Origin of the sequence: Mycolicibacterium austroafricanum, from assembly GCF_902705885.1 — a bacterium.
In the GTDB taxonomy this organism is placed as follows: domain Bacteria; phylum Actinomycetota; class Actinomycetes; order Mycobacteriales; family Mycobacteriaceae; genus Mycobacterium; species Mycobacterium vanbaalenii_A.
Map to the genome: position 1 here is coordinate 14,656 of NZ_CACSIP010000013.1, position 20,757 is coordinate 35,412.

General features: G+C 67.3%; 22 protein-coding genes and 1 tRNA gene. 12 read left to right on the forward strand and 11 right to left on the reverse strand.

All coding sequences use genetic code 11. The annotated features are described in order from the left end of the window. Window positions 1–72: 72 nt before the first annotated feature. From BEMPMBAN_RS10690 to BEMPMBAN_RS10700, 3 genes are all read left to right on the forward strand, one after another. Window positions 73–849 carry a DUF1365 domain-containing protein gene (locus BEMPMBAN_RS10690; RefSeq protein WP_159230366.1) on the forward strand — a complete coding sequence of 259 codons (777 nt, stop codon included), beginning with the start codon at window positions 73–75 and terminating at the stop codon, window positions 847–849. Between the two features lie 103 nt (window positions 850–952). After that, window positions 953–1,528, forward strand: coding sequence for a sigma-70 family RNA polymerase sigma factor (locus BEMPMBAN_RS10695; protein WP_200845941.1), 576 nt, complete (start codon window positions 953–955; stop codon window positions 1,526–1,528). Then, a complete protein-coding gene (locus tag BEMPMBAN_RS10700) occupies window positions 1,525–2,283 on the forward strand; it encodes an anti-sigma factor (RefSeq protein WP_159230368.1) in 759 nt (252 codons plus the stop codon). Before BEMPMBAN_RS10695 ends, BEMPMBAN_RS10700 begins: the two co-directional genes overlap by 4 nt. On the opposite strand, the gene BEMPMBAN_RS10705 is transcribed toward BEMPMBAN_RS10700, so the two are convergent. Next, entirely contained in the window at window positions 2,280–3,377 is a 1,098-nt protein-coding gene (locus BEMPMBAN_RS10705; protein WP_159230369.1) for a glutamate--cysteine ligase 2, read from the reverse strand. The two genes, BEMPMBAN_RS10700 and BEMPMBAN_RS10705, sit on opposite strands and share 4 nt — an antisense overlap. 120 nt (window positions 3,378–3,497) lie before the next feature. On the opposite strand from BEMPMBAN_RS10705, the gene BEMPMBAN_RS10710 reads away from it, so the two are divergent. Next, on the forward strand, window positions 3,498–4,322 hold the full coding sequence (locus BEMPMBAN_RS10710; protein WP_159230370.1) for an LLM class F420-dependent oxidoreductase: 825 nt from the start codon (window positions 3,498–3,500) through the stop codon (window positions 4,320–4,322). Window positions 4,323–4,331: 9 nt separating this feature from the next. Here BEMPMBAN_RS10710 and BEMPMBAN_RS10715 read toward each other — a convergent pair whose 3' ends face one another. From BEMPMBAN_RS10715 to BEMPMBAN_RS10725, 3 genes are read right to left on the reverse strand one after another with little or no spacing between them, the layout of a single operon-like run. Continuing rightward, on the reverse strand, window positions 4,332–4,601 hold the full coding sequence (locus BEMPMBAN_RS10715; protein WP_159230371.1) for a cytochrome C oxidase subunit IV family protein: 270 nt from the start codon (window positions 4,599–4,601) through the stop codon (window positions 4,332–4,334). Further along, complete coding sequence (locus BEMPMBAN_RS10720) at window positions 4,601–5,182, reverse strand: cytochrome c oxidase subunit 3 (protein ID WP_159230372.1); 582 nt, start codon at window positions 5,180–5,182, stop codon at window positions 4,601–4,603. Before BEMPMBAN_RS10720 ends, BEMPMBAN_RS10715 begins: the two co-directional genes overlap by 1 nt. After that, a complete protein-coding gene (locus BEMPMBAN_RS10725; protein WP_200845942.1) occupies window positions 5,179–5,832 on the reverse strand; it encodes a hypothetical protein in 654 nt (217 codons plus the stop codon). The genes BEMPMBAN_RS10720 and BEMPMBAN_RS10725 overlap by 4 nt, the downstream gene beginning before the upstream one ends. 154 nt (window positions 5,833–5,986) lie before the next feature. Here BEMPMBAN_RS10725 and BEMPMBAN_RS10730 point away from each other — a divergent pair. Beyond that, a tRNA-Arg gene (locus BEMPMBAN_RS10730) sits at window positions 5,987–6,062 on the forward strand. A 366-nt stretch (window positions 6,063–6,428) separates the two neighbouring features. Here the strand turns inward: BEMPMBAN_RS10730 and BEMPMBAN_RS10735 are convergent. Beyond that, entirely contained in the window at window positions 6,429–7,115 is a 687-nt protein-coding gene (locus BEMPMBAN_RS10735; protein WP_159230453.1) for a GAF and ANTAR domain-containing protein, read from the reverse strand. A gap of 197 nt (window positions 7,116–7,312) precedes the next feature. Between BEMPMBAN_RS10735 and BEMPMBAN_RS10740 the strand changes: the two genes are divergently transcribed. From BEMPMBAN_RS10740 to BEMPMBAN_RS10755, 4 genes are all read left to right on the forward strand, one after another. Continuing rightward, complete coding sequence (locus BEMPMBAN_RS10740) at window positions 7,313–8,539, forward strand: acetyl-CoA acetyltransferase (RefSeq protein WP_159230374.1); 1,227 nt, start codon at window positions 7,313–7,315, stop codon at window positions 8,537–8,539. Continuing rightward, a complete protein-coding gene (locus tag BEMPMBAN_RS10745) occupies window positions 8,536–10,074 on the forward strand; it encodes a carotenoid oxygenase family protein (RefSeq protein ID WP_159230375.1) in 1,539 nt (512 codons plus the stop codon). Before BEMPMBAN_RS10740 ends, BEMPMBAN_RS10745 begins: the two co-directional genes overlap by 4 nt. 30 nt (window positions 10,075–10,104) lie before the next feature. After that, window positions 10,105–10,959 (forward strand): winged helix-turn-helix transcriptional regulator, encoded by an 855-nt coding sequence (locus tag BEMPMBAN_RS10750; RefSeq protein WP_159230454.1) that lies wholly within the window; start codon window positions 10,105–10,107, stop codon window positions 10,957–10,959. Window positions 10,960–11,163: 204 nt separating this feature from the next. Next, complete coding sequence (locus BEMPMBAN_RS10755) at window positions 11,164–11,613, forward strand: Hsp20/alpha crystallin family protein (RefSeq protein ID WP_159230376.1); 450 nt, start codon at window positions 11,164–11,166, stop codon at window positions 11,611–11,613. 72 nt (window positions 11,614–11,685) lie between these two features. On the opposite strand, the gene BEMPMBAN_RS10760 is transcribed toward BEMPMBAN_RS10755, so the two are convergent. Beyond that, window positions 11,686–12,285 (reverse strand): GNAT family N-acetyltransferase, encoded by a 600-nt coding sequence (locus BEMPMBAN_RS10760; RefSeq protein WP_159230377.1) that lies wholly within the window; start codon window positions 12,283–12,285, stop codon window positions 11,686–11,688. Continuing rightward, a complete protein-coding gene (locus BEMPMBAN_RS10765; RefSeq protein ID WP_159230378.1) occupies window positions 12,282–12,725 on the reverse strand; it encodes a hypothetical protein in 444 nt (147 codons plus the stop codon). Before BEMPMBAN_RS10765 ends, BEMPMBAN_RS10760 begins: the two co-directional genes overlap by 4 nt. Before the next feature lie 25 nt (window positions 12,726–12,750). Between BEMPMBAN_RS10765 and BEMPMBAN_RS10770 the strand changes: the two genes are divergently transcribed. Then, window positions 12,751–13,197: a cupin domain-containing protein gene (locus BEMPMBAN_RS10770; RefSeq protein WP_159230379.1), complete on the forward strand. Its 447-nt coding sequence runs from the start codon at window positions 12,751–12,753 to the stop codon at window positions 13,195–13,197. Here BEMPMBAN_RS10770 and BEMPMBAN_RS10775 read toward each other — a convergent pair. Further along, complete coding sequence (locus BEMPMBAN_RS10775; protein ID WP_159230380.1) at window positions 13,187–13,915, reverse strand: 3-keto-5-aminohexanoate cleavage protein; 729 nt, start codon at window positions 13,913–13,915, stop codon at window positions 13,187–13,189. The genes BEMPMBAN_RS10770 and BEMPMBAN_RS10775 overlap by 11 nt on opposite strands. A 244-nt stretch (window positions 13,916–14,159) precedes the next feature. On the opposite strand from BEMPMBAN_RS10775, the gene BEMPMBAN_RS10780 reads away from it, so the two are divergent. Both BEMPMBAN_RS10780 and BEMPMBAN_RS10785 read left to right on the forward strand, forming a co-directional pair. Beyond that, window positions 14,160–15,089, forward strand: a complete 930-nt coding sequence (locus tag BEMPMBAN_RS10780) for a cyclopropane mycolic acid synthase family methyltransferase (protein WP_159230381.1) — start codon at window positions 14,160–14,162, stop codon at window positions 15,087–15,089. A 96-nt stretch (window positions 15,090–15,185) separates the two neighbouring features. Next, window positions 15,186–16,082 carry a cyclopropane mycolic acid synthase family methyltransferase gene (locus tag BEMPMBAN_RS10785; protein WP_159230382.1) on the forward strand — a complete coding sequence of 299 codons (897 nt, stop codon included), beginning with the start codon at window positions 15,186–15,188 and terminating at the stop codon, window positions 16,080–16,082. Between the two features lie 10 nt (window positions 16,083–16,092). Here the strand turns inward: BEMPMBAN_RS10785 and BEMPMBAN_RS10790 are convergent, their stop codons facing one another. The 3 genes from BEMPMBAN_RS10790 to BEMPMBAN_RS10800 form a co-directional block, all read right to left on the reverse strand. Further along, entirely contained in the window at window positions 16,093–17,331 is a 1,239-nt protein-coding gene (locus tag BEMPMBAN_RS10790) for a KasA/KasB family beta-ketoacyl-ACP synthase (protein WP_425294961.1), read from the reverse strand. Between the two features lie 260 nt (window positions 17,332–17,591). Then, entirely contained in the window at window positions 17,592–19,016 is a 1,425-nt protein-coding gene (locus tag BEMPMBAN_RS10795; protein ID WP_159230384.1) for an aldehyde dehydrogenase family protein, read from the reverse strand. Window positions 19,017–19,043: 27 nt separating this feature from the next. Continuing rightward, window positions 19,044–20,756 carry a thiamine pyrophosphate-binding protein gene (locus BEMPMBAN_RS10800; protein WP_159230385.1) on the reverse strand — a complete coding sequence of 571 codons (1,713 nt, stop codon included), beginning with the start codon at window positions 20,754–20,756 and terminating at the stop codon, window positions 19,044–19,046. Between the last annotated feature and the right edge of the window lies 1 nt (window position 20,757).

The following is a 20,757-nucleotide window of genomic DNA, read 5'->3' on the forward strand; positions in this document are numbered from 1 at the left end:
CGCTGCACCTGATCGGCCCGCACCACACCCATCCGTCGGTCACGCCGCTCCGAATAGGCGTATGTGGAACCCATGTACGCAGGAAAGCAGTCGATCCCCGTCATCGACGCCGGCGCGGTGAGTGCCGCGCTGTACCGCACCCGCATCACCCACCTGCGTCGGGCACCGGTGCACCATTACTTCGAGCACCGCAGCTACAGCTGGTTCGTCGACCTCGACGCTTTGCCCCGGCTGCCGCGCTGGCTGCGTCCGTTCGCCACCTTCGATGCTCGCGACCATCTGCGGGGCGCTGAGGACGACACGCTCCGGGATCGCGTGGACGCGTTCCTGGCCGACAAGGACATCGACCTCGGCGGGGGGCGGGTGACCGCGCTGATGCAGCCCCGGGTGCTCGGCTACGTGTTCAATCCGCTGAGCCTGTACTGGTGCCACGACACACGCGGGGTGCTGCGCTACGTCATCGCCGAAGTGCAGAACACGTCGGGCGGACGCCACGCCTACCTGCTGCCCCCGTCCGACGACCGGCCGGCGATGGTGTGCAAGAAGCTCTATGCCTCGCCGTTCACCGGTATGGACGGCCACTACCTGGTCAGGGCGCCACAGCCGGATGACCAGCTCAACATCCGGATCTCGCTGCACCGTGACGACCACCCCGCCTTTGTGGCGACGCTGCGCGGCACCAGGAAGCCGGCGGGCGTCGCCCAGATCCTGGCCATGCAGGTCGTCGCTCCGCTGGCCCCGCTGATGAACGCTCTGAGCATGCGGGTGCAGGGGATCCTGCTGTGGCTGCGACGGGTACCGGTGGTACCGAAGCCGAGCGTGGAGCGGGAAAAGGTGGACCAGCTGTGAGGATTCCGCGCAGGCCGATGACCACCTGTCGGGCGTTCGGTGAATATCGTTCGCGGACTTCATTTTTCATAGCGACACCACCGAAGCACCGATTAACGTGACTATGAATGCGCTGGTAGCTAGGCTACCGCTCGTGACCGCCGAACTCGACGCACTGTTGCGCCAGGTGGCCCGGCAGGACGTGGACGCGTTCGCCGCCTTCTACGATTTGACCCGCTCGCGGGTGTTCGGCCTGGTCACGAGGGTGCTGCGGGACCCTGGCTACAGCGAGGAGACCACCCAGGACGTCTACCTGCAGGTGTGGCGCACCGCCGAGAGTTATGACCCGTCGGCCGGATCTCCGCTGGCCTGGCTGATGACGCTGGCCCACCGTCGCGCGGTCGACCGGGTGCGCTCCGAGCAGGCAGCCAGCACGCGGGAGTCCCGCTACGGCGCCGCGAACGTGGAGCCGGTCTCAGACCACGTCGCCGAGACCGTCATCCGCGGCGACGAGCATCGTCAGGTGACCGAGTGCCTGGGGGCGCTGACCGACCACCAGCGCGAATGCATCCAACTCGCCTACTACGACGGGCTGACCTACGCCCAGGTCTCCGAGCGGCTGTCGGCGAACCTGGCCACCATCAAGTCGCGGATGCGTGACGCCATCCGCGGCCTACGCAGATGTCTGGGGGTCGCATGACCTATCCGCCTGGTCCGTCTGGCCCTCCCGGGTCCACCGGCCCCCTCGACATGGACCTGCTGTCCTTGGCGACGCCCTACGCGTTGCACGCGCTGACCGACGCCGAGATCGCCGAGATCGACAGGCGCCTCGCCGAGGCGCCTCCCGACGTGGCGGAGGCGTTCGTCTCCGAGGTGCGGGCCGCGCGGGAGACGATGGCGGTGATCGCGGCGGCCACCGCCATCGAACCTCCCACGCATCTGCGCGACCGATTGCTCGAGCAGATCTCCGACGGTCGCATCCAGCAGATCAGGCCCGCCGAGCGCCGGACCAGCCGCTGGGCCAAGCCGGTGCTGGCTGCAGCGGCGACCGTGGTGGTGGGTCTCGGCGCGCTCGGTGTCGGGCTCGCGATGCGACCGACCCCGGCACCGTCGACCGCCGATCAGGTGTTCGCCGCACCCGATGTGCGCACCATCTCCGGCGAGATCCCCGGCGGTGGGGTCGCCACGGTGGTGTTCTCCCGTGAGCGGGACTCCGGCGTGCTGGTGATGAACAACGTGCCGCCGCCGCAACCGGGCACCGTCTACCAGATGTGGCTGGTCGACGCCGAGGGGCCGCACTCGGCCGGGACCATGGACGCCGAAGCCGTCGCACCGTCGACCACTGCGGTGCTCCCCGATCTGGGTTCGTCGCGGGCGCTGGCGTTCACCGTCGAACCTCCCGGAGGTTCGACACAACCCACCGGCCCGGTGTTCGCCGAACTGCCGCTCACCTAGGGCGCTTCCAGCGTCGCCGCCGCGGCCGCGGCCAGCACATCACCCATGTCGTGGCGACGCTCCCAGGCCCGCCGCTGACGCATCGCACCATTGCCCAGCTCGGCGATCCGTGCCAGCCCGGTCGTCACCAACTCGTAGTCACCGGCGGCCTCCAACGCTGGGCGGACCCTGTCCACCAGACCTTCGAGGAGCTCGAGGGCGGGCGCCGTGGCGCGGTTCTGCAGATCAACACCGTCGCCGTCGAGTCCGTCGCGGGCGGCCTTCCAGTACGCGGCCTTCAGCAGGAACGGCGCCAGCGACAACGTGTGTTCACCGCGCCGGGCGTCGTCGAGGGCCGTGGTCACGCATCCCCGGACCAGCGCGGCGAACAACACCGTCTCGGCCACCGTGGCGGGGACGTCGGCGACCCGAACCTCCACGGTCGGGAAGTTCGCCGACGGCCGGACATCCCAGTAGACCATTCCGGGGTCGCGCATCACTCCGGTGTCGCACAACAGCTGTACCGCTGCGTCGTACTCCTCGGCGGAGCCGAACTGGGGCGGCGGGCCGGCGCTGGGCCAGCGCGCCCACAGCACGCTTCGCCAGCTGGCATGGCCGGTGTCGGTGTTGCGGTAGATGGCCGAGTTCGCGGTCAGCGCCAGCAGCTGCGGCAACCAGGGCCGCAACCGGTTGCTGACGGCGATGGCGGCGTCGCGATCGGGTACCGCGACGTGCACGTGGGCGCCACAGATGCCTTGCTCGTGGGCGATCATGCCGAACATCTCGCCGATGTCGCGGTAGCGCGGGGTGTCGGTCACCGGAAACTCCCGGGGCAGCGTCGGAGGTAACCCGACGGCGAGCAGCTGCGCCCTGGTTCGTTCGGCGGCGTTGGCCGCGGTGCGGCGCAACCGAACCAGTTGCTCGCGTAGCTCGTCGGTCTCGGTGACGACGCCGGTCGCGGTCTCGACCTGGCAGCTGGTCAGCTCGAGCTGCAGTTCGACGCCGTGCTCGGCGGCGCGGTCGGCCACCGACTTGTTGCGCGCCACCGGCGCGCCCGAGGTCGGGTCGACGAGGAGGAACTCCTCCTCGACGCCGAGCGTGGGTGTGGTCGTCATGGTGAAAAACCGATCCGGCCCGTCGGATGGTTCAACGACGGGCCGGATCTGGGTGAGAAAGTCACTCGCCCATATGCCCGGCGCCCGTCCGCCTCAAACATGGCGCCTACGATCACTTTTGTGGCCAAAGATTTCCGGTTCGGCGTGGGCGTCACGCGGGGTGGCTCACGGACGGCGCTCGAGGAGACGGCGCGCCGGGCCGAGGGGCTCGGATTCGACATCATGCACGTCCCCGACCATCTCGGCGGTGTCGCACCGTTCCCGGTCATGACCGCCATCGCGATGGCAACCTCGACGCTGCGGGTGGGCACGTTCGTCATCAACTCCGCGTTCTATCGGCCCGCACTGCTGGCCCGCGATGTGGCCGCGCTGCACGAGCTCAGCGACGGCCGGTTCGAGCTCGGGCTGGGCACCGGCTACGTCAGGGAAGAGTTCGACGCCGCGGGGATCCCGTTTCCGAGTGCGGGCGAGCGCGTCGACCACCTCAAGCACACCACCGCCTACCTGGCCGAGCACCTGCCTGAGGTGCCGATCATGATCGCTGGCAATGGCGACCGGGTGCTGCGTACCGCCGCGCGCTGCGCCGACATCATCGGGCTGACCGGCGGAGACCGGGCCCCGAGTGGCGACGAGGATCCGCTGGCCGACCGGATCGCGTTCGTACGTGCGGCCGCTGGTGAGCGCTTCGACGAACTGGAGCTCAACGTGGCCGTCACCGCGATGCCGGTCGACGACTCCGGACGGCCCGATCTGACGATCACCCGTTACTCCCTGCCGGGGCTGTCCGACGACGAGCTGCTGCGCCACCCCGGGGTGCTGTCCGGGTCGACACCGGCGATCGCCGAGCGGATTCGCGGCTATCGCGACACGTACGGCATCAGCTACGTGATCGTGCAGGCACGCCACGCCGAGGCGTTCGCGAAGGTGATCGCGCTGCTGAAGTAGCGGCCGCGGTCACAGATAGAGGTACAGGGCCGACAGGAGCGCCCACATTCCCACGCAGTAGAGCTCGAACGCGGCCCGCAGCGGCAGCGGCGCATGGCGCAGTTCCATGAAGTCCAGTCCCACCAGGCGCACCTTGATCGCGGCGATGCCCAGGACGAGGACCGCCACCAGGGAACCCGTGCCGTGTTCGGCGCCAACGGCCCAGGACAGCACCGTCGCGGCGACCAGGATCAGCCAACTGACCCCGGCGCGGTTCTTCAGCAGGTTGAGGGCGGTCATCAGCTCACCAGATACAGCAGTGCGAACAGGAAGATCCACAGCAGGTCGACCAGGTGCCAGAAGCAGGCGGCGCCTTCGACGAGTGCGGTGCGGGTCGCGGTGAGTTCGGCCCGCCGGGTCTGGGTGAGCACAAACGACAGCGCGGCCAGGCCGAGGCAGACGTGGAACAGGTGCAGCCCGGTGAGGATGAAGTAGTACAGGTAGAAGTCGTTGGCGCCGGGTCCGTGTCCTGCGGCGGCCAACGAGACGTACTCGAACACCTTCAGCGCGATGAAGACCAGACCGCACGCGATCCCCCCAGCTACCGCGCGGGTAGCGATCGATCCGGCGCCGGCCCGCAGGGCGTTCAGCGCCAGCACCACCAGCAGCGAGCTGGTGAGCAGGACCAGGGTGTTGAGCACGCCGACGCCTAGGTGCAGGGTGGTGCGCGCGACGTCGAACACCTCGGGGGCTTTAGCGCGCTCGACGAGAAAGGTGACGAAGAAGGCGCCGAAAACCAGCATGTCGCCGAACAGGAAGACCCAGGTGCCACTCTCCCCGGGGATCCGCCGGGTGTCCGGCGGCGTCACGGTGTCTGTCACGCCAGCGCGGCCTGCTCGGCCTTGATCGACTTCAGCATCACCGCGGTGGTGGAGAACAGCCACACCACCAGAACCAGACCCGGGATGTAGAAGGCGAACACGCCGTTCCAGGCCAGCGGCCCGTCGTTGAACACCACCACCACGCAACCCGGCAGCGACAGCGTGGCCACCCACAGGTTGAGGTAGCCGTACCAGCGCGGGAACGTCGGCGGGTCGGCCTTGTCGGTGAACGCCGCGATCGCCAGGGTGATGTTCTGGACGATGATCGTGCCGACGATGCCGATGAACCACAGCCAGAACACGTCGTTGAGCGCCTGGGTGAGTTCGGCGGACCGCTCTTCGGGACGGTAGGCGGCCACGCCGAGGAAGAACTGCGGGAACAGCAGTGCCGGGACGAAGACCGTCGCGGCCATCAGCTGGGTCATCGACAGCATCCCCCAGCCGCCCTCGGCCCGGCGGATCCGCAACACGATCGTCGCCAGGAACGGCAGCGCGAGCGCCGCGCTCAGCAGCGCTCCGGAGACGCCGAAGCGGATCCACAGCTTCTGGTCGACGAAGAACGCGGCGATCTCGTCGGCCGGAGCCGCCGGGGACAGCGGCGGGAAGAGCTGGGCGATACCGGAGAAGCTGGCGCCGTACAGAAGGATCATGATGCTGCCCGACCAGGCGCCGATGCGTTGCAGTGTCAGCTCCACGGCTGGCACGCTACCGGCCATCCCCGATGTTTTGACACTTTTGCCAAAACTTGGTGCTGCCGCGGTTCCCGGACCGCGCCGGCACCCGGGTAAGCTGCCAGCGGTGTCAGCCCCCGTAGCTCAGGGGATAGAGCACGGCTCTCCTAAAGCCGGTGTCGCAGGTTCGAATCCTGCCGGGGGCACCACCTTAGTTCGCAGGCGCACCCACACGAGCCGCGCCTAGTGTGCGGCCAGAGCGGAATTCGGGGCCGTCTGACGCGCTGAGTACACACTCGGTGAGGATGGTGACGTGCGCCTGCTGCTGATCGCCGACACGCATGTCCCGACCAGGCCACCGCCGCCGCAACCACCTCGCAGGCAAGCACCCCGAAGCCCGAAGCGGTTGATGACGGCGAAGGCCCCCAGAAACGGGAAATGCGTTCCGCCGCCACCTGGTCCGGAGATCCATTTGAACCGGGGCCCTCGTATCTGACTCTGTACCCAGTCCCCCAGGAATCCGACGAAGAACACCGCCACCACCCGCGCCTCCGCCGGGTGAAGTCGGTCGGGCGTCACTTGCCCCTGGTCTCGATCACCCGCGCCGCGACCTCGGTGAGCCGGGTGTTGCTGTCCTGCGACAGCTTGCGCAACATGTCGAACGCCGCGACGTCGTCGACGTCGTAGCGCTCCATGATGATGCCCTTGGCCTGCCCGATCCGGTCTCTGGTCGACAGCGCCGATTCCAGCTGCTCGCTCTGCCGGCTGGCCAGAATCGCGGCGGCGGCGTGGGCGGCGAGCACCGCGCCGATCGTCTCGGCCTCTGCGTTGAACACGTTCGGCTCGAAGGCGAACAGGTTCAGCGCACCCGCGGTCTGCGAGCTCGTGTAGAGCTTGAACGACAAGCCGCTCAGCACCCCGAGCTCGGCGGCCGCGGCCGAGTACATCGGCCAGCGCTCCTCGGAGCGGAAGTCGTCGGTGCGCACGATGAGGTCGTCGAGCGCCGCCTGTACACACGGGCCCTCGCGATACTTCATCTGCATCTCATCGAGCCGATGCGGTAGCTCGTCGGTGCCCGCCAGGGAGTCGAACCTGCCTCCTTTGCCGATGAGCAGCACGCCCGCTGCATCAACGCCCGCGATCAGCTTCTTGGCCTCTGCGGTGACGTCGGACAGCACGTCTTCGGCCCGCCGCGGCGTGGCCGCCGTCCGTGCGAGCTCGGCCATTCTGTGCGCCAGCTCATGGTTCGCGGATTCGTCCATTCCCCCAGACTCCCCCATCCGGAGCACGTCGTACAACCAGCGGGGTTTGCGGTGCTCCTGCGCGGGCAATGCAGCCATGAGGCAGAAGCGACGGTCGACCGTCACCTCTGTCAGGTCTCGTCGGTTCAGACACGCAGCCGGCGGGGCCGCCCGCCTTTCGCTCCAGTCACTCCGTTAGTTGTAGTAACGTGCCGGGCATGGGTACGCAGAGTGTGTGGATCCTGGGCGGGTACCAGAGCGACTTCGCCCGCAACTTCGACCGCGAAGGCCTCGATTTCTCCGATCTGACCGGCGAGATCGTCGACGCCACCCTCGATGCGGCGGGTCTCGATGCCACCGACGTCGACGTCGTCCACGTCGCCAACGCGTTTGGTGAACTGTTCGCCCATCAGGGCCACCTGGGCGCGATGCCCGCCAGCGTCAACGAGGGACTCTGGAACACCCCCGCGACCCGCCACGAAGCAGCGTGCGCATCGGGCAGCGTCGCGACCCTCGCGGCGATCGCCGACCTCCGCTCCGGCGCCTACCGCACCGCGCTCGTCGCCGGGATCGAACTGGAGAAGACGGTGCCGGGCACCACCGCGACGGCGATTCTCGGCGCGGCTGCATGGACCGGTCACGAGGGCCAGGACGCCAAATTCATGTGGCCGCACATGTTCGATTGTGTCGCCGCCGAGTACGACCTCCGGTACGGCCTGGACGAGGCACACCTGCGCGCCATCGCGGCGCTCAACTTCGCCAACGCCCGCGCCAACCCCAATGCCCAGACGCGAAGCTGGGCGGTTCCCCAGCCGATCACCGCCGAGGATCCCGACAACCCCGTGGTCGAAGGCCGGCTGCGACGCCTGGACTGCAGCCAGATCACCGACGGCGGCGCCGGGGTCGTCCTGGTCAGCGACGACTGGTTGGACGAGCACCCCGGAGTCCGCCCTCTGGGCCGGATCGACGGCTGGGGTCATCGAACCGTCGGCCTCGGGTTGCGGCGGAAGCTCGACCGCTCCCGCGACGACCCCGACGAGCAGTACGTGCTGCCCCACGTGCGCCTCGCCGTGCTCGACGCGTTCCGGCGCGGCGGCGTCACCCTCGACGACGTCGACGGATTCGAGGTGCACGACTGCTTCACACCGAGCGAGTACCTGGCGATCGACCACATCGGGCTCACCGGCCCGGGCGAATCGTGGAAGGCGATCGAGAACGGGGAGATCGAGATCGGCGGCCGGTTGCCCATCAATCCCAGCGGGGGCCTGATCGGCGGCGGCCATCCCGTCGGCGCCTCGGGGGTCAGGATGCTGCTCGATGCCACCCGGCAGGTCAGTGGGACCGCCGGCGACTATCAGGTCGAAGGCGCAAAAACGTTCGGCACGCTCAATTTCGGCGGCAGCACCGCCACCACCGTCAGCTTCGTCATCGGGAGTCCACAGTGAGCCTTCACACCCACCCAGAGGTCGTCGGCAAGTTCCTGTCCACCCTGCCCGAGCAGGACGACCATCCCTATCGCACCGGCCCGTGGCGACCCCAGACCACCGAGTGGGACGCCGACGACCTCGCTGTCGTCGAAGGCGAGATCCCGCGCGACCTCGACGGGGTGTATCTGCGCAACACGGAGAATCCGCTGCACCCCGCGCTGAAGCACTACCACCCGTTCGACGGGGATGGCATGCTGCACATCGTCGGGTTTCGGGACGGAAAAGCCTTCTACCGCAACAGATTCGTCCGTACTGACGCGTTCGACGAGGAGAACGCCGCAGGCGGTCCACTGTGGCCCGGCATCGGCGAACCGGTGGAACTGGCACAGCGCGACTACGGTTGGGGCGCACGCACTCTGATGAAGGACGCCTCGTCGACCGACGTCGTGGTGCACCGCGGCACCGCGTTGACAAGCCACTACCAATGCGGCGACCTGTACCGCACCGATCCGTGTTCCGGTGACGCCCTCGGCAAAGAGGACTGGCACGGAGCCTTCCCCTCGGAGTGGGGCGTGTCCGCTCATCCGAAGGTCGACGACCGCACCGGAGAACTGCTGTACTTCAGCTACAGCAAGCACGCCCCGCACCTGCGCTACGGCGTCGTCGACGACACCGGCCATGTCGTGCACCGCGTCGACGTCCCGCTGCCCGGTCCCCGACTGCCGCACGACATGGCGTTCACTGACAACTACGTGATACTCAACGACTTTCCGATGTTCTGGGATCCGGCGCTGCTCGAGTTCAATGTGCACGTTCCCGGCTTCCACCCCGACATACCGTCCCGGTTCGCGGTCCTCCCACGGCGCGGCGACACCTCGCAGATCAGGTGGTTCGAGGCCGACCCCACCTATGTGCTGCACTTCCCCAACGCCTACGAGGACGGCGACGAGATCGTGCTCGACGGGTTCTTCCAGGGTGACCCCGAACCCGCCGACGACGGCCGGGGTGACAAGTGGCAACGGCGATTCCGGTTCCTTGCCATGGACCGCATGCAGTCACGGCTGCACCGGTGGCGCTTCAACCTGGTCACCGGCGAGGTGCGGGAGGAGCAGTTGTCGGACAGCATCAGTGAGTTCGGCATGATCAACTCCGGTCACGCCGGACGTGCCTACCGCTACACCCACGCGGCCACCGCCAAACCCGGCTGGTTCCTGTTCGACGGGTTGGTCCGCCACGACGTGGAGACCGGCACCGAGGAACGATTCACCTTTGGCGACGGGGTGTTCGGCAGCGAAACGGCGATGGCGCCACGCACAGGCGACGGCACCGGCACGGCCGAGGACGACGGATACCTGGTGACACTCACCACCGACATGGCCGCCGACGCGTCCTACTGCCTGGTGTTCGACGCCGCGCGGGTCAGTGACGGTCCTGTGTGCAAACTCGCCCTGCCCGAGCGCATCTCGAGCGGAACCCACTCGACATGGGCACCGGGAGCCGACCTACGCCGATGGCGCGAGACCGACAGCGCGGCAGCCGCGATCGGCCTGTAGTTGGCGCCACCACCCAACGCCGTGGCCCAGATGCTCGGGATGCTGGGCGATGAATGGACGCTGCTGCTCATCCAGCGTGCACTGCTGGGCGCCAGGCGCTACGGCGAATTCGCTGCGGCGCTTCCGGTCTCGAACTCGGTACTGAGCGCCAGGCTGCAATCGCTGGTCACCGATGGGTTCCTGATCCGCCTCGAGTACCAGACCAATCCATCACGTTCCGAATACCTGGTGACGCCGCGCAGTCGTTCACTGTGGCCGATGCTGGTCTCGATCTGGGAATGGGAGCGCCGCTGGGTCGCCGACCATGCCGAGCAACTGCCCGGCATGCGGCACGAGGTGTGTGGCGGTGATTTCGCACCGCAGACTACCTGCCTGTCCTGCAACGGTGCGGCGAGTGAGAAAGACGTCACCGCACAATGGGGGCCGAGCGGCGGCTGGGGGCGATCCATCCCGGCGACCTCGAACCGCCGCCGGTCAGGTGGGCGCCGCAGCGGCGCCGTCGCGCTCTTCCCGCAGACGATGAGCGTGATCGGCGACCGGTGGGCGTTCGCCCTGCTGGTCGCGGCCTTCGTCGGGGTGTCCCGGTTCACCGACTTCCAGGCCCAACTCGGCGCCCCGCCCAGTACCGTCGCCGCACGCCTGTCGGTGTTCACCGACGAAGGAATCCTCCTCAGCACAGGTAACGGGTACCGGCTCACCGACAAGGGCCGGGCGTTCTTTCCCGTGCTGGTGACCGCGCTGCAGTGGACGCAACGCTGGTATCCCGACCCCGACGGTCCGGCAGTGGTCCTCACCCACACGGTGTGCGGCGGCCGGTTCGCCCCGGTTCTGGTCTGCGACCAGTGTCGCAAGCCGCTGCGCGGCGCACAGGTGGCGCCGGCCTAGCCGCGTCCGCCAGATCGTGGCCCAACCGGCACTGAAGCTGTTGCGGGACAGGGTGAGCCGAGGACAAGCGCGAATGCTGCCGGGTGAATTTCCCCAGAAACTGGGCTGGCACTCTCGCACCGAGAGTGCTAATCTCGGCGGTGCACAGTGATTGGGTCGCCCGCCAGGGTGGCGGGCTCTGGATGACATAGGAGGTGGATTGCTGTGCTTCGCTTCGATCCTTTCGGCGACCTTGATGCCGTGACCCGGAGCTTGCTCACCAGCCAGACCGGATCAAATCGCACCCCACGGTTCATGCCGATGGACCTGTGCAAGATCGACGACCACTACATCCTGACTGCCGACCTCCCCGGAATCGACCCCGGATCGGTGGACGTGAATGTGGACAACGGCACGCTCACCGTTTCGGCCCACCGAACCGCCCGCTCCGAGGAGTCCGTGCAGTGGCTGGCCAACGAGCGGTTCTTCGGCACCTACCGCAGGCAGCTGTCGCTCGGCGAAGGCGTTGACACGTCGGCGATCTCGGCGACCTACGAGAATGGCGTGCTCACCGTGACCATCCCGGTCGCCGAACGCGCCAAGCCTCGCAAGATCGACGTCGCCCACTCAGGGGCACAGAAGTCGATTCAGCCGACCACCGTCGACTCGGGCTAACCGACGATCGATCGAGACTGCGGGCAGCTCGCGGATCGTGCAGATATCGCGATCTGCCCGCACATCGGCGGCTCAGGAGTGCCGGTCCAGCCGGAACTGCAGGTTGTTGCGCACCGCGGGCCATTCGATGTCCAGAATCGAGTAGACGACGGTATCCCGGCGGGACCCGTCGGAGGAGATCTGGTGGCTGCGCAACACCCCGTCGAGCTTGGCGCCCAGCCGCTCGATCCCGGCCCGGCTTGTGGAGTTGAAAAAATGCGTGCGGAACTCCACTGCGACACAACCCAACCCGTCGAATGCGTGGCCCAGCATCAATAGCTTGGTCTCGGAGTTGATGCCGGTTCGCCGGGACGCCGCCGAATACCAGGTGTTTCCGATCTCGAGGCGGCGATTGGGCCCGTCGACGTTGAGATAACTCGACGACCCGACCAGGACGCCGTCCCGGCGGCTGCGCACCACGAACGTCAACCCGGTGTCCGGATGCTGCACCGACAGCCGCGTTTCGACCCAGTCTGCGGCACCGCCCATCTTCGGCGCGAAGGTGAACCACAGCCGCCCCAGCTCACCGTCGGCGGCGGCTGCTTCGATCTCGGGAATGTGTTCGCGGCCAAGAGGTTCCAGCGTCACCCAGCGGTCACCGACAAGCGTCACCGGTTCGACGAAACCGGTCATGACGGCGCGCTCCCGGCCGCCGCATGCTTCCATGCGGCCAGCATCGTCCACACCGACAGCAGAACGGCCAGCAGCGCGACCGCCCCGCCGAGATAGAGCCCGTAACCCGCCGCGATGGGCGGATAGACATAGAGCCGATAGAACCACACCGCCAGCACCACCAGGACCACCGAAATCCCCAGCGCCACCGTGGAAGCCATTCGCGCCGAGATTCCACGGGCAGACATCGCCCCGGCGACCACCAGCGACGACGCCAGCAGCACGATGAACTGTCCGACCCCGAACCCGGGAGGCGGCACCGGCATGGCTCCGGCGACCCCGCCGATCGCATTGGCCCGTCCACCGCCGTCGGCCGTGGACGTCAGCCAGGGAAACCAGGCGCTCACGGCGACGACCAGCGCGCACAACGCCACCAACCAGCCGGGACGCACGCGAGCCATGCCCGCACCCTACTAGGGTGGGGCGATGAGCGATCTTCCGGAATGGGCGCGTCGGCTGGAGCTTTCCCCGCATCCCGAGGGCGGCTGGTACCGGGAGACCTGGCGCAGCGACCTGACTGTCCCGCAGTCGGTGCTGCCGACGGACTACGCCGGCCCCCGCAACGCCGGCACCGCGATCCTGTTCCTGCTCATGGCCGGCCAACAATCCGCGTGGCACACGGTGCGCAGCGCCGAGTTGTGGCTGTATCACTCCGGTGGTCCGCTGCTGCTGGAGGTCGGCGAGGAACAGGACTCCGCCGAGACGCATCTCCTCGGCGCGGACATCATGGCCGGGGAGAACCCCCAGTTCGTCGTCCCGCCCGGGTACTGGCAGCGGGCGCGTCCCCGCGACGACCAGCCCTGCCTGGTCAGCTGCGTGGTGGTGCCGGGGTTCGACTTCGCGGACTTCGCCCTGGGGGCCCCTAGCGACTGAGCAGGTCGATGGCGGCCGACACCAGCGCGGCGTTACCCGTGGTGACGGAGCCGTCCGGAAGCGACAGCGTGTCCTCCATCCCGATGCGGGTCTGCACACCCCGCACGCCTGCATGTTCCAGTAGCGGCCAACAGCTTTCGTCCAGTCCGTGCAGCAGCACCGGCGCGGGCGATCTCGCCTCGGCCACCATGGCGAGCAGTTCGTCGGCAGTGGCGACATCGCCGTCGGCTCCGAGTTCGATCATCACCCGCAGGCAGTGCGGGGCCAGCGCCGACGCGGCCCACGACTGCGCCGCCTCGGCGTGGAAGATGCCGACCTCCACGCCGAGCCCGCGGCCGAGCAACACCTCGGCCAGCTCGGGCGATCCGGGCTCATGCCAGTTCAGCGACGCGAAGTCGGGCAACACGCTCCAGCTCTCGACGGCCTTGCACCGCTGTCGCGCGTCCGGCAGCGCCCAGAACCCCGTCGTCACCCCCAGCGGCAGACCGGGCGCGGCGTGGCGGACCGCGGCCACCGCGGCGTCCACCTGTTCGGGCAACAACGAATCGACACCGTCTGCGGTCTTGGGGTGCATGTGCACGGCTTTGGCTCCCGCTCCGTGGGCGGCCAGAGCCTCGGCCGCGAGCTGCTCCGGGGTGACGGGCAGGTCGGGATGCTGGTCTGGGGTGCGGGCACCGTTGATGCATGCCTTGACGTAGATCTTCGGGCTGCGGGGCATACCTCAATCTTGACCTACGTGTCGAGACTCGGCAGGTCGCGCCCGGCGCCCAACACCCGCAGCACACGAAGCCGGTGGTGGCCGGCGACGTGCTGACCTGCTGAGCTCGCAGTGGCCCGAAGTCGTTAGGGTCGTCGGAGGACACGCCCGGCAGGCCGTTTTCCGCAGCGGCAGGACGGGTAGTAGAAAGGCACAGGCGTGCCGTGGGGCACGTCACAATGGTTTTTGCAGACAGGATGAGTCGATGCCGAACAGCTCAAGCGGAGAGTCGAACACCGCACAGTCCGCGTGGTTGTCGAAGTCCGCGTCGCAGACACGCGGGTCGGACAAGAAGGAAGTCCAGTTCCACTACGACATCTCCAATGACTTCTTCAAGCTGTGGCAGGACCCCAACCAGGTCTACAGCTGCGCGTACTTCGAGAAGGACGACTACACGCTCGAACAGGCGCAGATGGCCAAGATCGACCTCTCGCTCGGCAAGCTGGGCCTGGAGCCGGGGATGACGCTGCTCGACATCGGCTGCGGCTGGGGCGCCACCATCATGCGGGCGGTCGAGAAATACGACGTCAACGTCATCGGTCTGACGCTGTCGGAGAACCAGAAGCGGCACATCGAGAATCACTGGTTCGCCAACTCCACGAGCGATCGCACGATGGAAGTGCGGTTGCAGCCCTGGGAGGACTTCGACGGCAAGGTCGACCGGATCGTCTCGATCGGCGCGTTCGAGCACTTCGGCTTCAACAAGTACGACGACTACTTCAAGAAGACCTACAACTGGATGCCCGACGACGGCGTCCAGATGCTGCACACGATCACCATCCCGGAGGACGAGGAGATCAAGGCCAAGGGCCTGCCCCTGACGATGTCGCGGGTGCGTTTCATCAAATTCATCATGGACGAGATCTACCCCGGCGGCCGTCTGCCGCTGGCGTCGATGGTCACGGACCACGCCGTCAAGGCCGGCTACACCGTCACCCGGGAGCAGCACCTGCAGCCGCACTACGTCAAGACGCTGGACACCTGGGCGAGGAACCTCGAGGCCAACAAGGATGAGGCCATTGCGATCACCTCCGAGGAGATCTACCAGCGATTCCTCAAGTACCTGGACGGATGTGCCGATTTGTTCCGTGAAGGCTACACCGACGTCGTCCAGTTCACCTGCGAGAAGAAGTAACTGACGGCCGTGTAGTAACTTGTGGCCACAGACGTAGCCTGATTGTCAGCGCACGAGAACAGTGGCCGCACGGTTCGGATGGAGGTCGGTCGACCTATGGTCGAGAGCACGGGGGAACCGCGGGAAACAGGCAACACGATGGAGCCCCACTTCGAAGAGGTCCAGGCACACTACGACCTCTCCGACGTGTTCTTCGGACTCTTCCAGGATCCGTCCCGCACCTACAGCTGCGCGTACTACGAGCGTGACGACATGACGCTCGGCGAGGCGCAGATGGCGAAGATCGATCTCGCCCTCGGCAAGCTGGATCTGCAGCCCGGGATGACGCTGCTCGACATCGGCTGCGGCTGGGGCTCGGTGATGCAACGGGCGGTGGAGAAGTACGACGTCAACGTCGTCGGCCTGACCCTGAGCAAGAACCAGGCCAAGTTCGTCCAGGAGCTTCTCGACGGCATCGACACCGACCGCACCCGGCGGGTGCTGCTGCGCGGCTGGGAGCAGTTCGACGAGCCCGTCGACCGCATCATCAGCCTGGAGGCGATCGAGGCGTTCCCGCAGGAGCGGTACGCGCCGTTCTTCAAGGCGTGCCACAGCTTCCTGCCCAGCGGCGGCCGGTTCGTCATCCAGGCGATCCTGGGGCACCCGTTGAAGCGCTGGCCCGAGCTGGGCATCCCGATCGTGATGTCGGACCTGAAGTTCATGCGGTTCATCGCCAAGGAGATCTTCCCCGGCGGCTCGGTGCCGTGCGACGACGACATCATCGGACTCTCAGCCGACGCGGGGTTCTCGCTGGAGCAGAAGCAGCTTCTCAACGAGCATTATGTCCGCACCCTCGACACGTGGGCCGAGGCGCTGGAGGCCCACCACGACGAGGCCGTCGCCGCCACGTCCGAGGAGGTCTACCAGCGGTACATGAAGTACCTGGTCGGCTGCAGCGACTTCTTCAAGCGCGGTATCAGCGAGCTCGGGCAGTTCACCCTCACCAAGGCCTGATCGGCTCCGCTCAGGCGCGGCCGAGCACCAAGGCCACGTTGTGGCCGCCGAACCCGAACGAGTTGGTGACCGCGTACTGATAGTTGCCGGGGCGCGGGCTGCCGGCCACCACGTCGAGGTGGATGTCCGGGTCGAGGTTCTTCAGGTTGCGGGTGGCAGGCACGATGCCGTCGCGCAGGGCCAGCAGCGTCAGGATCGCTTCGACCGCACCCACCGCTCCGACCGAGTGCCCGAGCGCGCTCTTGGGGGCGTACACCGCCGGAGCGTGGCTGCCGAGCGCGTTGTTGATCGCAACCGACTCGGCGACGTCGCCGACCGTGGTTCCGGTGGCATGCGCGTTGACGTGGTCGATGTCGGTCGGGGCCAGGCCCGCCAGCTGTATCGCCCTGCTCATCGCAAACCCGGCACGCCTGCCGTCCGGATCGGGAGCCACCATGTGGAAGCCGTCGGAGGTGATGCTGGCTCCCATCAACCGGCCCAGGATCTTCGCGCCGCGCGCTTTGGCGTGCGCCTCGGTCTCGATCACCAGCAGCGCCCCACCCTCGCCGAACACGAACCCGTCCCGGTCCCGGTCGAACGGCCGGCATGCGCCCTCGGGATCGTCGTTGTTCTTCGACAGCACGATGCGCATCTTGGCGAACCCGGCGATCGGGACCGCCTCGATCCTGGATTCGACGCCGCCGCAGATGGCGATGTCGGCCTCACCGAGCACGATCTGCCGCCAGGCCTGGGCGACGCCTTCCGATCCCGACGCGCAGGCTGAGATGGGGGCGAGCGCCCCGGCGCGGGCGTGACGTTCCAGCGCGACCGCTGCCGCAGGACCGCTCGGCGCGTACTGCTGTACCGCGGTCGGGGACACCTGATCGAGCCGTCCCTCACGCAGATGTTCGTAGGCGAACAGGATCTCTTCGATACCGCCCATGCCGGTCCCGATGGAGACCGCGAGCCGGCGGGTGTCGACGTCCGGTGACCCGGCGTTCTCCCACACCCGCCGTCCCAGGACGACCGCCATGTGCTGCAGATAAGACCACTGCTCGACCTCCTCGGGGGTGAGCTGATGGTCGAACGTCTCCAATAGATGACCGCCGATGCGCACCGGCAGATCGAATTCGTCGACGAACGAGTCCTGCAGCCTGCGGATGCCGCTCCGGCCGTCGAGCAGTGCCTGCCATGTGGTCTCGGGGTCGGTCCCCAGGGCTGTTGTCATCGCAACCCCGGTCACCACCACGTCCGGGAACTTGCTGTCCATCGTCATCGCCACCCTTATCCCTGCGAAGCTTCTCGCCGGGTCTACCCGCTGTGTCAGCGTTTACTCACGGATACCCGGCGTCGCCACGGGGTATCCGCCCCTCCATGAAACAGCATAATTTCCGTAGCGGCGACAAAGTCACCTGCGAGGTCACCTGCGAGCGGTAGCGAGGCCGAGGGCACCGTCCGCGCGTATGCGCCCGAGAGTACGGTTTCTGACGGAAAACCGCCGAGATCCGTCAAAAACCGTACATTCGCTGGTTACTGGGGCGTGTAGCCGAGCGCCGCCTTGGTCTCCAGGTACTCGTCGAACCCGAAATTCCCCCATTCGCGGCCGTTGCCGCTGCGCTTGTAGCCGCCGAACGGCGCGTTCAGGTCGAAACCGTGGTTGATCGCGACCGACCCGGCGCGGATCCGGCGGGCCACCGAACGCGCCTTGTCGAGATCGGCCCCCGAGACGTAGCCGGCCAGTCCGTACTCCGTGTCGTTGGCGATCTCGAGGGCCTGGTCGAGGTCGTCGTAGCCGAGGATGCACAGCACCGGGCCGAAGATCTCCTCGCGGGCGATCGTCATGTCGTTGGTGACGTTGGCGAAGACCGTCGGCTTCACGTAGTAGCCGGTGTCGAGTCCATCGGGGCGGCCCACACCACCGACGACGACGGTGGCGCCCTCGTCGATGCCCTTCTGCAGCAACGCCTGAATCTTGTCGAACTGCGCCTTCGACGCCACCGGACCGATCGCGGTCTTGTCGTCCGGGTCACCGACCTTCACCGCTCCTGCGGTCTCCGCGGCGATCGCAATTGCCTCGTCCATCCGGGAGTTCGGCACCAGCATGCGCGACGGAGCATTGCAGCTCTGGCCGCTGTTCATCATCATCACCTTCGTCCCGGCGGCCACGCTCCTGGCGAAGTCGTCGTCGTCGAGCACGATGTTGGGGCTCTTGCCGCCGAGTTCCTGAGTGACCCGTTTGACCGTCGGTGCCGCGTTCTTGGCCACGTCGATGCCGGCGCGGGTGGACCCGGTGAACGACACCATGTCGATGTCCGGGTGGCTCGACAGTGCCGCACCGACACCCGGGCCGTCGCCGTAGACCATGTTGAACACGCCGGCGGGAACGCCTGCGGCGTCGATGATCTCGGCGAAGATCTGCGCCGAGTACGGGGCCACCTCCGACGGCTTGAGTACCATGGTGCAGCCGGTGGCCAGCGCCGGGTAGACCTTGCACGCGATCTGGTTGATCGGCCAGTTCCACGGTGTGATCAGGCCGCAGACGCCGATCGGCTCCTTGACCACGAGGGTGCTGCCGTGCTGCTGCTCGAACTCGAAGTTCTTCAACACGTCGATCGCGGTGGCCAGGTGCCCGAGGCCCATGTTCACCTGCGGACCAGCGGCCAGCGATGCGGGGGCGCCCATCTCCTCGCTGACCGCGTCGGCGAGATCGGAGGCGCGCTTCTGGTACTCGGTCAGGATGTTGCCGAGCACCTCGAGGCGTTCCTCGCGGGTGGATTGTGACCAGGTCGTGAAAGCTTTGCGGGCGGCCTCGACCGCCTTGTCGACGTCGGCCGCACTCCCGATGGCGATCTGGCCGGAGACCTGCTCGGTGGTCGGGTTGTCGACGTCGAGGGATCGCTTCTCGACCGGGTCCACCCACTGGCCGTTGATGTAGAACTTCAGGTACTCACGCATGGGTCTAGCCTTCCCTAAATCGCCCGGCTACTGGGTGCCTTCTGCATACCAGGTCCGGAACCGGTCGTACTTGGGCATCTCCTCGGAATTGGCGGTCGGGTCGATGCACACATGCACCACACCCACCTTGCCGCTGGCGTAGGCGCGGGCGATCGCCGGCCCGATCTCCTCTTCCTTCTCGACGTACTCACCGTGGCAGCCGAAGCCCTCGGCGATCTTGTCCATCCGGACATCCTTGCTCCAGTGCACGCCGGGTTGTGGGGACGGCTGTTCGAAGGTGCGCTTGTACACGCCCACCTCCAGACCCCACTGGTGATCGACACCCACGACACACACCAGCGGCAACTTCCGGCGCGCTGCGGTCTCCAACTCTGCGATGTGGAACAGGAACGCCGAGTCACTGGTCAGCAGCATGACCGGACGCTTACCGCCTTCGGCGACCGAGGCGCCGACGGCATACGGCAGGCCGGTGCCGAGGTGCCCGAAGTTCTGGTTCCAGATCACGTCGCGCGGTTTGGACTGCGAGTACGTCCACTGGAAGATCACGGTGGCACCGCCGTCACGCACCATGATGCCGTCGTCGAGTTCGGCGAACGCCTTCGTCGCCTCGACCACGTAGCGCGCCGGGTGCACCGGCGTCCGGCCACTGGGGGCCTCGTCGGCCACCCGCGCCAGTTCGGCGGCGTCGGCCTTGACCAGGGCCTCGAGTGTCGCCGACGGTGCCCGCGGGGTCTCCCGCAACGCCTCGACCAGCTGCGGGACCACGCCACGCAGATCGCCGACCAGCGGCACGTCGACGGGCCGGTTCACGCCGATCGCGGTCGGGTCCTGCTCGACCAGAACCCACTTGCGATTCGCGTCGTTGCCGGCCCAGTGCTGGGTGCGGCCGTAGTGCATCGGCTCACCGAGCTCGGTGCCCAGCGCGACGCACAGGTCGGACTCCTCGACCGCCTCGTTGGCGGCCGGCGAGAACAGATAGGGAAACGTGCGCTCCTGCAGTCCCGGGATGAACGATGTGCCGCCGGAGGTCTGGATCACCGGGCAGGCCATCAGCTCGGCCAGCTCCTTGACCTGCTGCTGGGTGCGAGACGTGTGGACACCGTGGCCGACGAGCAGGATCGGGCTCTTGGCGTCGCGGATCAGCCTGGCCGCCTCGGCGACCTCCCGTTCCCCTGCACCCTGGTCGACCAGGCGATACCTGTTGGGCGGCAACGGATCCGGGACGTCGAGCTCTTCGAGGATGACGTGCGACGGGTACTCGATGTAGCTGGGCCCGGGCGTTCCGGACATCGAGCGGCGGACGGCCTCGCGGATGATCTCGTCGGTCTGGTCGGCGTACTCGATCGAGCTGCTGTACTTGACCGACGGCGTGAAAAGCCCTTCCTGTTGGATGAACTGGATGCGTCCGCGGCGCACCCGACGTTCGGTGACGCGAGCGCGCTGGCCACCGAGGAAGATCACCGGTGAGTTCTCCACGAGCGCGCACATCATCGCCCCGGCGATGTTGGCCACGCCGGGTCCGAGGGTGCCGATGCACAGCCCGGGCTTACCGGTCATCCGGGACGCGGCTTCGGCCATGAAGCCGGCACTGAGCTCGTGGTGCGGCGCGACGACAGACCATCCCCTGGCTTCGGCCTCGGTGAACATGTGCACGAAGTTGGGGTCGGGGATGCCGAACAGCGTGTTGACCCCCTCAGCCTCGAAGAGGTCGAGAATTCGTTTGTATACGGGTACGCCCATC

Bases quoted from the DNA above. Each gene is read 5' to 3' on its own strand.
- BEMPMBAN_RS10760 (WP_159230377.1), bottom strand. From the start codon at position 12,285: ATGACCGGTTTCGTCGAACCGGTGACGCTTGTCGGTGACCGCTGGGTG.
- BEMPMBAN_RS10705 (WP_159230369.1), bottom strand. From the start codon at position 3,377: ATGACGACCACACCCACGCTCGGCGTCGAGGAGGAGTTCCTCCTCGTC.
- BEMPMBAN_RS10800 (WP_159230385.1), bottom strand. From the start codon at position 20,756: ATGGGCGTACCCGTATACAAACGAATTCTCGACCTCTTCGAGGCTGAG.
- BEMPMBAN_RS10770 (WP_159230379.1), top strand. From the start codon at position 12,751: ATGAGCGATCTTCCGGAATGGGCGCGTCGGCTGGAGCTTTCCCCGCAT.
- BEMPMBAN_RS10775 (WP_159230380.1), bottom strand. From the start codon at position 13,915: ATGCCCCGCAGCCCGAAGATCTACGTCAAGGCATGCATCAACGGTGCC.
- BEMPMBAN_RS10780 (WP_159230381.1), top strand. From the start codon at position 14,160: ATGCCGAACAGCTCAAGCGGAGAGTCGAACACCGCACAGTCCGCGTGG.
- BEMPMBAN_RS10735 (WP_159230453.1), bottom strand. From the start codon at position 7,115: ATGGACGAATCCGCGAACCATGAGCTGGCGCACAGAATGGCCGAGCTC.
- BEMPMBAN_RS10715 (WP_159230371.1), bottom strand. From the start codon at position 4,601: ATGACCGCCCTCAACCTGCTGAAGAACCGCGCCGGGGTCAGTTGGCTG.
- BEMPMBAN_RS10785 (WP_159230382.1), top strand. From the start codon at position 15,186: ATGGTCGAGAGCACGGGGGAACCGCGGGAAACAGGCAACACGATGGAG.
- BEMPMBAN_RS10750 (WP_159230454.1), top strand. From the start codon at position 10,105: ATGCTCGGGATGCTGGGCGATGAATGGACGCTGCTGCTCATCCAGCGT.
- BEMPMBAN_RS10690 (WP_159230366.1), top strand. From the start codon at position 73: ATGTACGCAGGAAAGCAGTCGATCCCCGTCATCGACGCCGGCGCGGTG.
- BEMPMBAN_RS10740 (WP_159230374.1), top strand. From the start codon at position 7,313: ATGGGTACGCAGAGTGTGTGGATCCTGGGCGGGTACCAGAGCGACTTC.
- BEMPMBAN_RS10765 (WP_159230378.1), bottom strand. From the start codon at position 12,725: ATGGCTCGCGTGCGTCCCGGCTGGTTGGTGGCGTTGTGCGCGCTGGTC.
- BEMPMBAN_RS10725 (WP_200845942.1), bottom strand. From the start codon at position 5,832: ATGATCCTTCTGTACGGCGCCAGCTTCTCCGGTATCGCCCAGCTCTTC.
- BEMPMBAN_RS10795 (WP_159230384.1), bottom strand. From the start codon at position 19,016: ATGCGTGAGTACCTGAAGTTCTACATCAACGGCCAGTGGGTGGACCCG.
- BEMPMBAN_RS10700 (WP_159230368.1), top strand. From the start codon at position 1,525: ATGACCTATCCGCCTGGTCCGTCTGGCCCTCCCGGGTCCACCGGCCCC.
- BEMPMBAN_RS10695 (WP_200845941.1), top strand. From the start codon at position 953: ATGAATGCGCTGGTAGCTAGGCTACCGCTCGTGACCGCCGAACTCGAC.
- BEMPMBAN_RS10790 (WP_425294961.1), bottom strand. From the start codon at position 17,331: ATGGACAGCAAGTTCCCGGACGTGGTGGTGACCGGGGTTGCGATGACA.